This window comes from Caballeronia sp. LZ043 (assembly GCF_031451075.1).
In the GTDB taxonomy this organism is placed as follows: Bacteria; Pseudomonadota; Gammaproteobacteria; order Burkholderiales; family Burkholderiaceae; genus Caballeronia.
The window spans coordinates 1,977,691-1,993,163 of sequence record NZ_JARUXT010000001.1 but is presented as its reverse complement, the minus strand read 5'-3'; the positions used below and the strand labels follow the sequence as shown (position 1 = coordinate 1,993,163).

Here is a 15,473-nt window from a genome sequence, read left to right as displayed (position 1 = left end):
CCGCATGGGCGGACGCGAGCGAACAGCGGGTTGAGCGGTCAGTCGCGCTCCAGCTCGGCCAGCTGCTGCAAATCGTTGACATTGTAAAACGCACGTACATCGTGAAATTGGACTTCGGCCGCCGTGTGGCGCGCGTACCACGCGCGCACCTTGCGCTCGCCGGCGTCCAGCCAGGCGTCGAGATCGTCGGCGAGCGAGGTGCGCAGCAGCGCGAACACCGGATGCGCCTGCACGTCGCCGGAGGCCTCGACCGTCGCCGCATACGCAATGTCGACACCCTTCGTTTCGAGCGCCTGCCGCAGCGCGGCGCACAGGTGTTCGTCGACGAACGGCGCGTCGCAGGGCGCGGTCAGCACGAAGCCGGTGCGCGCCTCGCGCAGCGCGGCCGCGATGCCGGCAAGCGGTCCGGGATGTTCGCCGCGGGTATCGGCGATGACGCGCGCGTTGAACGGCGCGCCGAGACGCGCGTAGTCATCGAGCGAGCGGTTGGCGCTGACCAGCATCGCGCCGGCCTGCGGTGCGAGACGCCGCATCACGTGCAGCGCGAGCGCTTCGCCGCGAAACGGCTGCATGCCCTTGTCGATGCCGCCCATGCGCGAGCCGCGTCCGCCCGCCAGCACGAGCGCCGTGATGTCGTCGGAGAAAGCATGAGGATGGGGCGTGGCCTGCACGGTCGGTTGGCCTGCGTCAGCCGCCGATGTACGACATTTCGACGCGCGGTCCGTCGCTTCGCGACTCAGCCGCCGCGCTGCCGCGCAATTGCGAATAGCGGTCGCCGCGCGCTTCCCAGATGCGCGCGATGGACGTGGCGACTTCCTCGTCGCTGGCGCCGCCGCGGATCAGCCCGCGCAGATCGTGTCCGGCGACGGCGAAAAGACAGAGGTACAGCTTGCCTTCTGTCGAGAGCCGCGCGCGCGTGCAGGTGCCGCAGAACGCGCGCGTGACGCTGGAGATCACGCCGATTTCGCCGCTGCCGTCGCGATAGCCCCAGCGTTGCGCGGTTTCGGCGTCGGTATGGGCTTCGAGCGGTGCGAGCGGGAAATGCGCGTCGATGCGCTCCACCACCTGCGCCGACGGCAGCACTTCGCTCATGTTCCAGCCATTCGAGGCGCCGACGTCCATGTATTCGATGAACCGCAGGATCGCGCCGCTGCCTTTGAAATGACGCGCCATCGGCACGATTTCCTGGTCGTTGGTGCCGCGCTTGACGACCATGTTCACCTTGAGCGGCGCGAGCCCGACCGCCTGCGCCGTGGCGATGCCTTCGAGCACGTCGCCGACCGCGAAGTCGGCGTCGTTCATGCGGCGGAACAGCGCGTCGTCGAGGGCGTCGAGGCTGACCGTGACGCGCGACAGCCCCGCGTCTTTCAGCGAGCGGGCCTTGCGCGCGAGCAGCGAACCGTTGGTGGTCAGGGTGAGGTCGAGCGGGCGGCCTTCGGGCGTGCGCAGCAGCGCCAGCCGCTCGATCAGAAATTCGATGTTCTTGCGCAAAAGCGGTTCGCCGCCCGTCAGGCGAATCTTTTCGACGCCGTGCGCGACGAACACGCGCGCCAGCCGCTCGATTTCCTCGAAGGAGAGCAGGGCGGCGTGCGGCAGAAACGAGTAGTGCTTGTCGAACACCTCGCGCGGCATGCAGTACACGCAGCGGAAGTTGCAGCGGTCGGTCACCGAGATGCGCAGGTCGCGCAAAGGACGCGCGAGCGTGTCCGTGAGCAGCCCCGATGGCGCAGCAGCGACGCCGGCGAAGGCCGGAATCGCGCTGATGTCGGTCACGGGGATGATGCGTCGGGACATGGTGATTGGGTTTCGGCTCGACCGTTGCGGTCTTGTTCGAGGGTTGCGAATCGTTCTATGACGCTGCCATTTTAACGGAAGCTTCTCATTGGAGTCGCAAGGGGGATACCCGCGCGGGGTCTGGTTTTCCCGCTTTTCTTGCAGCGCTGCGCGGCGGGTGCACGAAAAAAAACGCCATCGATGTGGGTCGATGGCGTTTTGTCAGCGTCCGCCCGGCACACGGCGCGAAGCCGTGCCGGGCGGCAGAGCGCTCAATGATCGCTCAATGGGTGCCCTTGCCGGTTTCCACCTGCTGCATCGGCGTGGTGTCGGCCGGCGGGAGCGCCTTGCGTTCGCGCGGCACGCGCACCGGCGCGGGCAGGCGGGCGGCGGCGGCATCGGCTTCACGCAGCTTGGTCGCGTCCGTGTTGACCCACACGAGGCCGGCACGTTCGAGCATCGGCTGGAGCGCTTCCGCGGCGATCGGCGTGGCCGTCGCGGGTGCGGCGGGTGCTGTCGGGGCGGCGGGTGTGGCTGCCTGCACCGGTTCCGCTGCGACCGGCGCCTGCGCCTCGGCGGGTTCGAGCGGCGGCACGGGTTCGACGGCCGTTGCTTCGGGCGTCGGCGCAACGGCGGCGGCCTTCAGCGGTTCGGCCACTTCGGCTTCCACGGAGGCAGGCGCCGGAACTGCTTCAGGTACGGCTTCGGCAGCGGCCGGAGCCGGCGTTTCCACGTGAGCCGGCGTTTCCACCGGAGCGGGCGCGGCCTCGACCGGCCTGGCTTCGTCGGCGACGGGCGCGAACGGATCGACAGGCTTCGTTTCGGCAACCTTCGGCGACGGACCGAACGGGTTGTCGACCGACGGCGCCGGCTTGGCGAACATGTCGAAGCCGGCTGCTTCGGGCGTCGACGCCTTCGCTTCGACCGGTTCAGCCTTGTGAGCCTCGGCCACCGGCGCTTCTTCAGCGACGACAGGCGCGGGCGCTTGGGGCTTCGCTTCGACCGGCGCTTCAACCGGCGCTTCAACCGGCGCTTCAACCGGTTGCGCGGCAACGGTTTCGACCGGTGCCGGTGCCACTGCCGCTGCTTCGGCCGATTCCACAGCCGGACGCGCTTCGCGACGCGCCGACACTTCCTGCGCGGCTTCGGCGTCGAACACGCCGGCCTGTGCGGAGGAGCTGTCCGCTGCGCCTTCGGCTTCCGCGACGTCAGCCGCGTGATTCACGGTGATGCCGTCTTCCTCGCGTTCGCGACGGCCGCCACGACGGCCACGACGACGGCGGCGACGCTCTTCGCCGTCACGCGCGCCCTGATCGGCGGATCCTGCGTCGAAGCCTGCGGCGTCCACATCGACCTGCGCCGACTCGACGATTTCCGATACCACCGTTTCGCCTTGCGTCAGTGCTTCGACGGCGGCTTCCGGCTGCGGCTTGCGGCGTTCGCCACGATCCGGCCGTTCCCCGCGCTCTGCACGTTCGGGACGATCGGCGCGTTCAGAACGATCGGCGCGCTCGGCACCGCGTTCACCACGATCCGGACGTTCGCGACGTTCCTGGCGTTCGCCTGCTTCCGGACGCGGGGCGCGTTCGGCGTTGCGCTCACGGCCTTCACGCGGCTCACGGCCTTCACGCGGCTCGCGGCCCTCGCGCGGCTCGCGGCCCTCGCGCGGCTCGCGGGCTTCACGTGCCTCACGCGGCTCGCGCACTTCACGCAGCTCGCGACCTTCGCGTCCCTCACGACCGCCACGCGCTTCGCGATCTTCACGGCGCGCGCCTTGCCGGCCTGCGCCGTTGCCGCCCGTGCTGCCATTGCCGCTGCTCGCGCTGCCTGCCTGCGCGCCATCACGGCCGGCGCCGCCGCTGCGGCGGTTGCGATTGCGATCGCCGCTGCCCGCGCGTTCGCTGCGCTCACGTTGCGGACGCGCGGCGGGTTGCGCCTCGACCGGAGCCGGGGCGGGCTTGACTTCCGGCTGGATGCCGAACAGGTTCTTGATCCACGCGATGAACCCGCCGCTCGCCGGCACCGGCGCCGCAACGGGCGCGGCCTCGACCGGAGCAGCCTTGACCGGCGCGCTCGGCGCGGGCTTCTCGGGCGTGATGCCCTTGACCGCGGCTTCCTGCTTCGGCTTCACCTCTTCCGCGCGCTTGCTGTAGCCGGTCTCGGATTCGAGTTCCGTCGCGGCTTCCACGGCCATCTTCCACGATGCACGCGGCTCGTCGAGGCGTGCGTCGTCGTGACGCAGGCGCTCCAGCTTGTAATGCGGCGTTTCCAGATGCTTGTTCGGAATCAGGACGACATTGACCTTGAAGCGCGATTCGATCTTGTTGATTTCCGAGCGCTTTTCGTTCAACAGGAAGGCGGTCACCTCGACCGGCACCTGGCAATGAATCGCCGCGGTGTGTTCCTTCATCGCTTCTTCCTGAATGATCCGCAGCACCTGCAGCGCGGACGATTCGGTGTCGCGGATATGGCCCGTGCCGTTGCAGCGCGGGCAGGTCACGTGGCTGCCTTCCGACAGCGCCGGACGCAGCCGCTGACGCGACAGTTCCATCAGGCCGAAGCGCGAAATCTTGCCCATTTGTACGCGGGCACGGTCGTGCTTGAGCGCGTCCTTCAGACGCTGCTCGACTTCGCGCTGGCTCTTGGCCGATTCCATGTCGATGAAATCGATCACGATCAGGCCGCCCAGATCGCGCAGACGAAGCTGGCGCGCGACTTCGTCGGCGGCTTCGAGATTGGTGCGCGTCGCGGTTTCCTCGATGTCGGCGCCCTTGGTCGCGCGCGCCGAGTTCACGTCGATGGCGACGAGCGCCTCGGTGTGATCGATCACGATCGCGCCGCCCGAGGGCAGCGGCACCGTGCGCGAGTACGCGGTTTCGATCTGGTGCTCGATCTGGAAGCGCGAGAACAGCGGCACGTCGTCGTGATAGCGCTTCACCTTCGAGAGGTTGTCGGGCATCACGATGTCCATGAAGGCGCGCGCCTGGTCATGGATTTCGGTCGTGTCGATGAGGATTTCGCCGATGTCCGGCTGGAAATAATCGCGGATCGCGCGAATGACGAGGCTGGATTCGAGATAGATCAGCATCGGCTGGCCGGCGACGCCGCTTTGCGAAGCGGCTTCGATCGCGCGCCACAGCTGCATCAGGTAGTTCAGGTCCCACTGCAGCTCTTCCGCCGAACGGCCGATGCCCGCCGTGCGCGCGATGATGCTCATGCCTTCCGGCAGTTCGAGCTGCGCCATGGTTTCGCGCAGTTCCTGACGCTCGTCGCCCTCGATGCGGCGCGACACGCCGCCGCCGCGCGGGTTGTTCGGCATCAGGACGAGATAGCGGCCGGCCAGCGAAATGAACGTGGTCAGCGCCGCGCCCTTGTTGCCGCGCTCTTCCTTCTCGACCTGGACGATGAGTTCCTGGCCTTCGCGCAGCGCGTCCTGGATGCGCGCGGAGCGCATGTCGACGCCGTCGCGGAAATACTGGCGGGCGACTTCCTTGAACGGCAGGAAGCCATGGCGGTCCTCGCCGTAGTTGACGAAGCAGGCTTCGAGCGACGGCTCGATGCGGGTGACGACTCCCTTGTAGATGTTGCCTTTGCGCTGTTCGCGCCCGGCGGTTTCGATGTCGATGTCGATGAGTTTCTGCCCATCGACGATGGCGACGCGCAATTCTTCTTGCTGCGTCGCGTTAAACAGCATGCGTTTCATGGAACGGCTCCAGAGCGGCTTTCGTCCTCCCTCGTCAGGCGAATCGGCGTCAGTGACGGATGAAGGTCACGCGCGCGAGGCGGGAAGGCGGGCGAGCCGCGCTTTTTTGTGTGTTGTCACAAAGCACGCTGGAGCGGGATTTCTGGCGGGAGAATTGCCGAAAGCAGGCGACAGCCGCCAGCGCGGCGGCCGTGCCATGGGGCACCTGCGAAACAACGGCGAGGCGAAGTCGAGCCGCGCGGCGCGTGGCGAGGATGGACGGCGGCGTGGCGGACGGACGTCCGGGAAGTCCGAAACGACCCGACGCGCTGCCCGCCCGACGCGCTTTGCAGCGCCTGAATCCTCCCAACGGTGGCCGCGGAAGAGCGGTCTCGCGCACACCGGCGCGATGCTGCATAACCGGTTCTTCCTGCGGCCAGGCCGCGCCGGCGCCGCCGCGGGCCTTGTATCGCGCCCGTCAGCCGGCTGCCGTGTGTCTCGCCTCATGGCGGCGTGATCGCGCTTCGCAGATTACAGCGCAGCAGCGATTCCGCCGGCAATTGTTCGCAAAACCGGCGAGCGTAGATTGCCTGTTTCTCCTGCTCATGCGCAATTTCGCGCAGGACCGATTCAGGCGGCGACCGGTTGTTGCCGGGCGCCTTCGCTTCTCGCCGATAAAATTCTTTTTGACCAGAAATCCGTTACCGACCGCCGATCGACTCGACCGAACGCGCCTGTGGGCTTCGTCCCTGCCGGTGATATCGCCGTGCGTGCAACTCGCTGCTCTCTGTATTCAGGGTGAGCAACCGACCTTGGGCGCAAGTAAAATGATGGTTTATCGCTTGCACCTGTACAGTCTGATCAATCGCGGCCAGTGCTTGATCTAAAGCACCAACCTTTTCAGACTGCTCGCAAATTATATTCAGAATGAATGAGTTAGGCAAAACTTCCCAGAAACAGGTCGCGAGCGAACAGGTGTCGATGATCGAAGTCGACGAGACTGCCGCCGGTCAGCGGATCGACAATTTCCTGCTGCGCGTCTGTAAAGGCGTGCCAAAGAGCCATATTTACCGGATTCTCCGCAGCGGCGAAGTACGCGTGAACAAGGGCCGCATCGACGCCGCGTACCGTCTCGAAATGGGCGATCTGGTGCGCGTGCCGCCCATCCGCACAGCCCAGACGGACGAAACGCCGGTGTCGTCGAACGCGCCGGCCGCCGAATTTCCCATCCTGTTCGAAGACGAGCATCTGATCGTCATCGACAAACCCTCGGGCGTCGCGGTGCACGGCGGCAGCGGCGTGGCGTTCGGCGTGATCGAGCAGCTGCGCAACGCCCGGCCGCACGCAAAGTTCCTCGAACTGGTGCATCGGCTGGACCGCGAAACCTCCGGCGTGCTGATGCTCGCGAAGAAACGCGCCGCGCTGGTCAATCTGCATGAGCAGATTCGGGAAAATCGCGTCGACAAGCGCTATTACGCGGTCGGTCATGGCGACTGGCCCGCCGATTGGGGCCGCCGGCGCATCGTGAAGGCGCCGCTCCACAAATACGTCGCCGCCGACGGCGAGCGCCGCGTGCGCATCCAGGAAAACGGCCTGCCGTCGCACACGGTGTTCAATCTGATCGAACGCTGGGACGAATACGCGTGGGTCGAGGCGGAACTGAAGACCGGGCGCACGCATCAGATCCGCGTGCACATGACGAGCATCGGCCTGCCGATCGCGGGCGACGCCAAGTACGGCGACTTCGCGCTGAACAAGGATCTGGCGCGTCCGAGCGCGAAAGCGTCGCTGAAACGCATGTTTCTGCACGCTTACCGGCTGAAGATCACCCATCCGGCGAGCGGCGAACCGATCCAGTTCGAAGCGCCGCTGCCCGCCGAGTGCCGGCGCTTCATCGAACAACTCAAAAATCGTGAGACACCGTAAATGCCGCGGAAGCAATTCGATCTGATCGTTTTCGACTGGGACGGCACGCTGATGGATTCGACCGTCCACATCACGCGCAGCATTCAGGCCGCCTGCCGCGACCTGGGCCTGCCGGTTCCCGCCGATGAATCCGCCAGCTATGTGATCGGCCTCGGGCTCAAGGATGCGCTGCAAATTTGCGCGCCGACCCTCGATCCCGCCGACTATCCGCGCCTGGCCGAGCGTTATCGCTTCCATTTCCTGACGAAAGGGCAGGAAACCGAGCTGTTTTCCGGCGTGCGCGAAATGCTGCAGGACCTGCGCGACGAGGGTTATTTCCTCGCGGTCGCGACGGGCAAGAGCCGGGTTGGGCTGAATCGCGCGCTGGATCAGTCGCGCCTGACGAGCGCCTTCGACGGCACGCGCTGCGCCGACGAGACCTTCTCCAAGCCGCACCCCGCCATGTTGCACGAGCTCACGCGCGAACTCGGCCAGGATCTCGGGCGCACCGTGATGGTCGGCGACACGACGCACGACTTGCAGATGGCGATCAACGCGGGCGCGGCGGGCGTCGGCGTGGGTTATGGCGCGCATCCGGCGGATTCGCTCGCGGTGCTCAAGCCGCATTTCTGCGCGGACAGTGTCGCGTCGCTGGCCGGCTGGCTCAGGGAGCACGCATGAGCGAAGCGGCGCGGGACGCGGTGCGCGTGTGCGCAGCGGAAGCACTCGTCGACGGCGGCGCGGGCGTCCGCGTGCCGGCGACGGACGCCGCCGGCGAGGCGGTCGTCTTCTTTGTGCGCTACGACGGCAAGCCGTACGGCTATCTGAACCGCTGCGCGCACGTGCCGATGGAGCTCGACTGGAACGAGGGTCAGTTCTTCGAGAGCTCGGGCCTATACTTGATGTGCGCGACCCACGGGGCGATCTACCAGCCCGACACCGGCAAATGCGTCGGCGGTCCGTGCCGCGGCGCCCGTCTGCGCGCCGTGACGGTCGAGGAACGCGACACGCCTGAAGGCCGCGCGGTCTTCTGGCTCCCCGATGCGTCCTTGCAGCCCGCCTGAAACACCCCGATCCATTCACTCGCCTGAACCACGCATGTCCGACAACCTTCCTCGCGGCAACGACAACTGGGAGCGCGAAGCGCTCGAGCGCATCGCCCTGGCCGCGATTCGCGAGCAGCGCGCCGCCCGGCGCTGGCGCATCTTCTTCCGCTTCCTGTTTCTGATCGTCATCGCGCTGGTTGCCTGGGGCGTGTTCGATTTCACCGGCGACCGGGCCGCGAAGGCCGGCAAGCACACGGCATTGATCGACCTGCAGGGCGAGATTTCCGCTACCGGCGACGCCAGCGCCGACAACATCGACGGCGCGCTGCAAAGCGCCTTCGAGGACGAAAACACGGCCGGCGTGATCCTGCGCATCAACAGCCCGGGCGGCAGTCCGGTGCAGGCGGGCATCATCTACGGCGAGATCAAGCGCCTGCGCGCGAAATATCCGAAAACGCCGCTGTACGTGGTCGTCGACGATATCTGCGCGTCGGGCGGCTATTACGTCGCCGCGGCGGCTGACAAGATCTACGTGAACAAGGCGAGCGTCGTCGGCTCGATCGGCGTGCTGATGGACGGCTTTGGCTTCACCGGCCTGATGGACAAGCTCGGCGTGCAGCGGCGCCTGCACACGGCGGGCGCCAACAAGGGCGAGTTCGATCCGTTCTCGCCCGAAACGCCCGCGATGACTGCCCACGCGCAGGACATGCTCGACCAGATCCACGCGCAGTTCATCGACGCCGTGAAGCAGGGCCGCGGCAAGCGCCTGAAAGACGATCCGGAGATGTTCTCCGGCCTGATCTGGACCGGCGAAAAGAGCGTCGCGCTCGGCCTCGCGGACGATTTCGGCGACGCCGGCTATGTCGCGCGCGAAGTCATCAAGCAGCCGGACATCGTCGACTACACCCAGAAGGAAAGCATCAGCGAGCGCGTGGTGCGGCGCTTCGGCGCATCGGCGGGCGATGCCGCCGTGCGCGCGCTGACGCTAGGCGGCCGGTTCCAGTTGCGCTGAGCGTCAGGACGTCAGGACATCAGGACATCAGGACGCGAGCAGCAGGAAGATCGCCGGACGCTTCTGCAGGTCCGGCGCGGCTTTCTTCTTCCAATCGGCCGCCGTGCGCGTGACGATGGTTTCGCCGCCCAAGGTCAGATCCACGGCGACGCAGATCAGCGTCGAGGGTGCGCAGGCGGCGATCAGCGTGTCGAGCATCGCGCGGTTGCGATACGGTGTTTCGATGAAAATCTGCGTCTGATTGGCCTTGCGCGACAGTTGCTCGAGTTCGCGCAGGCGCTTGCCGCGCTCGGCGGCATCGACGGGCAGATAGCCGTTGAACGCAAAACTCTGGCCGTTCATGCCCGAGGCCATCAGCGCCAGCAGGATCGAGCTCGGTCCGACGAGCGGTACCACCTTCACGCCGCGATCGTGCGCACGCCGCACCAGCAGTGCGCCCGGGTCGGCGACGGCCGGGCAGCCCGCCTCGGAGACCAGCCCGGCGTCGGCGCCGGCGAGGATCGGCGCGAGCAGTCTGTCGATCTCGCCAGGCGGCGTCTTGACGTTCAACTCGCGCACGTCGATCTCCTGGATCGGCCGTTCCGTGCCGACTTTCTTGAGGAACGCGCGCGTCGTCTTGGCGTTTTCGCCGATGTAGTACCCCAGCGCGGCCGCCCGGGCCCGCACCGGTTCGGGCAGGACCTGCGCGAGCGCGGCGGCGTCGCCTTCGCCGAGCGTGTTCGGAATCAGATAGAGGACGCCGCTCATTGCACCCCCAGTACCGGCAAGCCGGCGCGGGCCAGCATGCCCGTCAGCGCGATCAGCGGCAGGCCGATCAGCGCGGTGGGATCGTCGGATTCGATCGCTTCCAGCAATGCAATCCCCAGGCCCTCGGATTTCGCGCTGCCGGCGCAATCGTAGGGCGTTTCGGCGCGCAGATAGGTTTCGATCTGCGCATCCGAATAGTGGCGAAAGCGCACGCGCGTGACGATATCGGCGGATTGGGTGTCGTTCGTGCGGCTGTCGAAGACGCACAGCGCGCTATGGAACTCGACGCTCCGGCCGCGCATCGCGCGCAGTTGCTCGACGGCCTTGTCGTGCGTGCCGGGCTTGCCGATCTGCCGGCCATCGAAGGTCGCGACCTGATCCGAGCCGATTACGAGCAGCGCGCCGGATTCCGCGACACGCTGCGCCGCCGCGCGCGCCTTGGCGGCGGAGAGGCGCAGCGCCGTCGCCTGCGGTGTTTCGTCTTCGAGCGGCGTTTCGTCGATCGCCGGCACGACGACCTCGAAGGGCACCCGCAGGCGCTCCAGCAACGCGCGCCGGTACGGTGAGCTCGACGCCAGAATCAGGCGCGGAAGGGGAGTTGAAGCGTCGGACATGAAGGGAAATCAGTAAAAAAGAAGGAAAAAACGGCGGTGCGCGGTGCGGCGCTTAAGTATTTGACTCGAAAGAATAAAGCCGATATGATTTTGGGCTTTTCATCGGTCGGTGCGCAAGCAGCTTTCTCCGCTCGAGGCCGATGAATCCGGTGAGACGCTTTCTGAGCAGGGCTCCGGCAGGCACAGGCAGGCAAAGGCAGGAGAAGCATGAAAGCCAGCCCGATGCAAATTCGGGCAAGCCACGCCTGACCGAATGCGGCATCGCGGTGCATACTGGGCGCTCATCGGAAGCACTAACCCGCAAGGCCTGAACTCGTTCCAGGCAAGGCACCAGCAGGAGCGCACATGACCCGGAATCCTGGCAAACCTGCGAGCCCCGCCGATCTGCGCGCGCTCGACATTTTCGAATTCGCCACCAGCGGCAGGCAGGCAGCCGGCGCACTGCGCATATCGCAGATGCCGCGCATGTTAGCCGAAGTGCCTTCCGATGTGTCGGATGCGTCGGATGCGTCGGGCAATCCGGCAGCAGGAGAGGACGATACGGTTTTCACCTGGCAGGCCGAGGGCTCGACTCAGCCGGAATTGCAGGACGACGGCGTGGAAGCGCCGCAACCATATCTGCGCCTCGCGGTCCACGGCTCGGTATGGCTCAGGTGTCAGCGTTGTCTTTCGCCGTATTCGCAGCATCTCGATGTCGATGCCACCTATCGGATCGTTGCGACGGAGGAAGAAGCGGACGAATATCCGCTCGACGACGATGAAGTCGAAGTGATCGTGGGCTCGCGCCAGTTCGATCTCATCGACTTGATCGAAGAGGAGTTGTTGTTGTCCTTGCCGCTCGTGCCCAAGCACACCGTGTGTCCCGAGGTGCACGAAAGCCTGCTCTCGGGCAGTGCCGAAGGCAGCGCGGACGACGAGTCGGAAGAAAACAGTGCGGCGGATGCGGCAGACAAGCCGAATCCGTTTGCGGTGCTGGAAAAGCTCAAGCCGGGCGGTTCCGGCGGCGGCAAGCACTGATGCACTGAACAGGTTTTGTAGCACGCAACAAACAGGTAGCGCGATGTGCGCACCCGATGGCCGTACGGCCGAGGGCTGTCGGCGGATCGGGCTGTGTTAGAATTCGCAAAATTTTTCTGGAGTAATCATGGCAGTTCAGCAAAACAAGAAGTCGCCGTCGAAGCGCGGCATGCACCGTTCCCACGACTTCCTCACGACGGCTCCGCTGGCTGTCGAGCCGAGCACGGGTGAAGTGCACCTCCGCCACCACGTGAGCCCGAATGGCTACTATCGTGGCAAGAAAGTCATCAAGACGAAGAACGACTAAGCGTTCCCCGTCGCCCGTCCGGCTCGCGGAAACCATTCTGCGGGCGCTCGGGCGCAATTCGCTCTTGACACTTTCCCGGTACGACAAGAAGGCGGCATTTCACTGCCGCTTTTTTGTGTCCGAAATTCGTCGCGTTCCATGACTGTAAAGATCACCATCGACTGCATGGGGGGCGACCACGGTCCGGCCGTGACCGTTCCCGCTGCCGTCAGTTTCGTGCGCTCGCATCCCGACGCGCATCTCATGCTCGTCGGTCTCGAGCAGCCCATCCGCGCCCAGCTCAAGAAGTGCAAGGCACTTGACGACCCTCGCCTGAGCATCGTCGCCGCGAGCGAAGTCGTCGCCATGGACGACCCGGTCGAAGTGGCGCTGCGCAAGAAGAAAGATTCGTCGATGCGCGTCGCGCTCAACCTCGTCAAGGAAGGCGCGGCGCAGACCTGCATTTCCGCCGGCAACACCGGCGCGCTCATGGCCGTCTCGCGCTACGTGCTGAAGACGCTCGCCGGCATCGAACGGCCGGCCATCGCGTTCGCCATGCCGAGCCAGAAGGGCTACACCACGGTGCTCGACCTCGGCGCCAACGTCGATTGCGAACCCGAGCATCTGCTGCAGTTCGCCGAGATGGGCCACGCGCTGGTGTCGGCGATCGAGGGCCGCGAGCGGCCGACCATCGGTCTGCTCAATATCGGCGAAGAAGTCATCAAGGGCAACGAGACCATCAAGCGCGCGGGCGAACTGCTGCGGGCGAGCACGCTCAACTTCTACGGCAACGTGGAAGGCAACGACATCTACAAGGGCACGACGGATGTCGTCGTGTGCGACGGCTTCGTCGGCAATGTCGCGCTGAAGACCTCGGAAGGTCTCGCGAAGATGCTCGCCGACATCATCAAGGAAGAGTTCAGCCGCTCGTTCGCCTCGAAGCTGATGGCGCTCGTCGCGCTGCCGGTGCTCAAGCGCTTCAAGCGCCGTGTCGATCCCGCGCAATACAACGGCGCAGCCTTGCTGGGCCTGCGCGGGCTCGTCATCAAGAGCCATGGCTCGGCCGAGGCCTTCGGTTTTGAGTGGGCGATCAAACGCGGGTATGATGCCGTCAAAAATGGCGTGCTCGAACGCCTGGTGCGCGCGATGGAAGAGAATGCGCCCGCCGCGTCGCTCGCAGCCGGCGTCGCTGCTGCCGCGGAACAACCGCAGGCGGCTTCACAGCAAGACGCGCAACCAGACACACAGCCCGCTATACAGCCCAACTCGCAGCCGAACCCGCCGGGCGAGTCCGGAACTGCGCTACATTCGAAGGCATAATGGCTCAAACCAATCTCTACTCCCGCGTGCTGGGCACCGGCAGCTATCTGCCGGACGAGCGCGTCACGAATCAGGACTTGGCCGATCGTCTCGCGAAACAGGGCGTCGAGACCAGCGACGAATGGATCGTCGCCCGCACCGGCATTCACGCGCGCCACTTCGCGGCGCCGAACCAGACCTCGAGCGACCTCGCGCTGATCGCCTCGCAGCGGGCCATCGAGGCCGCCGGCATCGACCCCCAGTCGATCGATCTGATCATCGTCGCCACGTCCACGCCGGACTTCGTGTTCCCGAGCACGGCCTGCCTGCTGCAGAACAAGCTCGGCATCCGCAATCACGGCGCCGCGTTCGACGTGCAGGCCGTCTGCTCCGGCTTCGCCTACGGCGTGGCCACCGCGGACAGCTTCATCCGCAGCGGTCTTGCCCGCACGGCGCTCGTGATCGGCGCGGAAACCTTCTCGCGCATCCTCGACTTCAAGGACCGCACCACCTGCGTGCTGTTCGGCGACGGCGCCGGCGCCATCATCCTGCAGGCGTCGGAAGAGCCGGGCGTGCTGTCGAGCGCGCTGCACGCGGACGGCAGCCATTCGGACATCCTCTGCACGCCGGGCAACGTGAACGGCGGCGTGGTCGAAGGCAGCGCTTTCCTGCACATGGATGGCCAGGCCGTCTTCAAGCTCGCCGTCAACGTGCTGGAGAAGGTCGCCGTCGAGGCGCTCGAGCGCGCCAAGCTCACGCCGGAAGACATCGACTGGCTGATCCCCCATCAGGCCAACATCCGCATCATGCAAAGCACGGCCCGCAAGCTGCACCTGCCGCCCGAGCGCATGGTGGTGACGGTCGGCGAGCACGGCAATACGTCGGCGGCGTCGATTCCGCTCGCCTTCGACGTCGCCGTGCGCGACGGCCGCATCAAGCGCGGCGACCATCTGCTGATCGAAGGCGTGGGCGGCGGTTTCACCTGGGGCGCATCGGTCATCCGCTACTGATTCCCCGGCCGCACTTCTCCAATCACTTCACCTATCCGCTGCTGATTCCCCTTCGTGACAGACCCCGCGCGCCCATGCAGCGCGCGGTCCGCGAAGGCATCGTGGCGCATTCCAGACAACGAGGACGATATGAAATTTGCGTTCGTTTTCCCCGGGCAGGGTTCGCAATCGATCGGCATGCTGAACGCATTCGCTGACCACGCCATCGTGCGCGAGTCGCTGCAGCAGGCGTCCGACGCGCTCGGCCAGGATCTCGGCAAGCTGATCGCCGAAGGCCCCGCCGAAGACCTGAACCTGACGACCAACACCCAGCCGGTCATGCTGACGGCCGCATACGCGATCTACCGCGTGTGGGAGCAGGAGACCGGACTCAAGCCGGCGCTCGTCGCGGGCCATAGCCTGGGCGAATACACGGCGCTGGTCGCGGCCGGCGCGCTGGCGTTCGCGGACGCCGTGCCGCTCGTGCGTTTCCGTGCGCAGGCGATGCAGAACGCCGTGCCGGTGGGCCAGGGCGGCATGGCCGCGATCCTCGGTCTCGACGACGACACCGTGCGCGCCGTGTGCGCCGAAGCGGCATCGGCGGGCGTGGTCGAAGCGGTGAACTTCAATGCGCCCGCGCAGGTCGTGATCGCCGGTTCGAAGGCGGCGGTCGAGAAGGCCTGCGAAGTCGCGAAGGCGAAGGGCGCCAAGCGCGCGCTGCCGCTGCCGGTGTCGGCGCCGTTCCATTCGTCGCTGCTCAAGCCCGCGTCCGACCAGTTGCGCGACTATCTCGCCAAGATCGAGATCAAGGCGCCGCAGATTCCGCTGATCAATAACATCGACGTCGCCGTCGTCTCCGATCCCGCCGCGATCAAGGACGCGCTCGTGCGCCAGGCCGCGGGCCCGGTGCGCTGGGTGGAATGCGTGCAGGCGATGGCCCGCGACGGCGTCACGCACGTCGTGGAATGCGGTCCGGGCAAGGTGCTCGCGGGTCTGACGAAGCGCATCGACGGCAATCTGACCGGCGCTTCCGTCTTCGATCCGGCCTCGCTCGAAGACACACGCAGGTTGATTGCTGGCTGAACGACATAAGGAACGACACC

General features: G+C 66.1%; 14 protein-coding genes. 9 read left to right on the top strand and 5 right to left on the bottom strand.

From position 1 onward, the window contains the following. Positions 1-38: 38 nt before the first annotated feature. From mobA to QCE64_RS09015, 3 genes are all read right to left on the bottom strand, one after another. On the bottom strand, positions 39-593 hold the full coding sequence (gene mobA, locus QCE64_RS09025; protein ID WP_309919795.1) for a molybdenum cofactor guanylyltransferase MobA: 555 nt from the start codon (positions 591-593) through the stop codon (positions 39-41). Positions 594-687: 94 nt separating this feature from the next. Then, entirely contained in the window at positions 688-1,794 is a 1,107-nt protein-coding gene (moaA, locus tag QCE64_RS09020; protein ID WP_309917438.1) for a GTP 3',8-cyclase MoaA, read from the bottom strand. A gap of 262 nt (positions 1,795-2,056) precedes the next feature. After that, the gene (locus QCE64_RS09015; protein WP_310003498.1) at positions 2,057-5,476 is read right to left on the bottom strand and encodes an Rne/Rng family ribonuclease; all 3,420 of its coding nucleotides are present in this window, start codon (positions 5,474-5,476) and stop codon (positions 2,057-2,059) included. Between the two features lie 906 nt (positions 5,477-6,382). Here QCE64_RS09015 and QCE64_RS09010 point away from each other — a divergent pair. Genes QCE64_RS09010 through QCE64_RS08995 form a run of 4 tightly spaced genes read left to right on the top strand, consistent with a single transcriptional unit; the run spans position 6,383 to position 9,418 of the window. Beyond that, complete coding sequence (locus QCE64_RS09010; RefSeq protein WP_310003497.1) at positions 6,383-7,381, top strand: RluA family pseudouridine synthase; 999 nt, start codon at positions 6,383-6,385, stop codon at positions 7,379-7,381. Then, positions 7,382-8,041 carry an HAD-IA family hydrolase gene (locus QCE64_RS09005; RefSeq protein WP_310003495.1) on the top strand — a complete coding sequence of 220 codons (660 nt, stop codon included), beginning with the start codon at positions 7,382-7,384 and terminating at the stop codon, positions 8,039-8,041. Beyond that, positions 8,038-8,424, top strand: coding sequence for a Rieske 2Fe-2S domain-containing protein (locus QCE64_RS09000; protein ID WP_309809164.1), 387 nt, complete (start codon positions 8,038-8,040; stop codon positions 8,422-8,424). The genes QCE64_RS09005 and QCE64_RS09000 overlap by 4 nt, the downstream gene beginning before the upstream one ends. Positions 8,425-8,458: 34 nt before the next feature. After that, positions 8,459-9,418 carry a S49 family peptidase gene (locus QCE64_RS08995; RefSeq protein ID WP_309917427.1) on the top strand — a complete coding sequence of 320 codons (960 nt, stop codon included), beginning with the start codon at positions 8,459-8,461 and terminating at the stop codon, positions 9,416-9,418. A 27-nt stretch (positions 9,419-9,445) separates the two neighbouring features. Here the strand turns inward: QCE64_RS08995 and QCE64_RS08990 are convergent, their stop codons facing one another. Together QCE64_RS08990 and QCE64_RS08985 are read right to left on the bottom strand one after the other, a co-directional pair. Continuing rightward, positions 9,446-10,165, bottom strand: coding sequence for an SAM-dependent methyltransferase (locus tag QCE64_RS08990; RefSeq protein ID WP_309917426.1), 720 nt, complete (start codon positions 10,163-10,165; stop codon positions 9,446-9,448). Continuing rightward, entirely contained in the window at positions 10,162-10,779 is a 618-nt protein-coding gene (locus QCE64_RS08985; protein WP_309917424.1) for a Maf-like protein, read from the bottom strand. Before QCE64_RS08985 ends, QCE64_RS08990 begins: the two co-directional genes overlap by 4 nt. 345 nt (positions 10,780-11,124) lie before the next feature. Between QCE64_RS08985 and QCE64_RS08980 the strand changes: the two genes are divergently transcribed. The 5 genes from QCE64_RS08980 to fabD all read left to right on the top strand — a co-directional run bounded on the left by QCE64_RS08980 (position 11,125) and on the right by fabD (position 15,453). Beyond that, positions 11,125-11,796, top strand: a complete 672-nt coding sequence (locus QCE64_RS08980; protein WP_310003492.1) for a YceD family protein — start codon at positions 11,125-11,127, stop codon at positions 11,794-11,796. 127 nt (positions 11,797-11,923) lie between these two features. Then, positions 11,924-12,103, top strand: coding sequence for a 50S ribosomal protein L32 (rpmF, locus tag QCE64_RS08975; RefSeq protein WP_035501683.1), 180 nt, complete (start codon positions 11,924-11,926; stop codon positions 12,101-12,103). A 138-nt stretch (positions 12,104-12,241) separates the two neighbouring features. Further along, positions 12,242-13,402, top strand: a complete 1,161-nt coding sequence (gene plsX, locus QCE64_RS08970; RefSeq protein ID WP_309917418.1) for a phosphate acyltransferase PlsX — start codon at positions 12,242-12,244, stop codon at positions 13,400-13,402. Then, complete coding sequence (locus tag QCE64_RS08965) at positions 13,402-14,391, top strand: beta-ketoacyl-ACP synthase III (RefSeq protein ID WP_309917415.1); 990 nt, start codon at positions 13,402-13,404, stop codon at positions 14,389-14,391. The genes plsX and QCE64_RS08965 overlap by 1 nt, the downstream gene beginning before the upstream one ends. Before the next feature lie 129 nt (positions 14,392-14,520). Then, the gene (gene fabD, locus QCE64_RS08960) at positions 14,521-15,453 is read left to right on the top strand and encodes an ACP S-malonyltransferase (protein WP_310003490.1); all 933 of its coding nucleotides are present in this window, start codon (positions 14,521-14,523) and stop codon (positions 15,451-15,453) included. Positions 15,454-15,473: the final 20 nt, after the last annotated feature.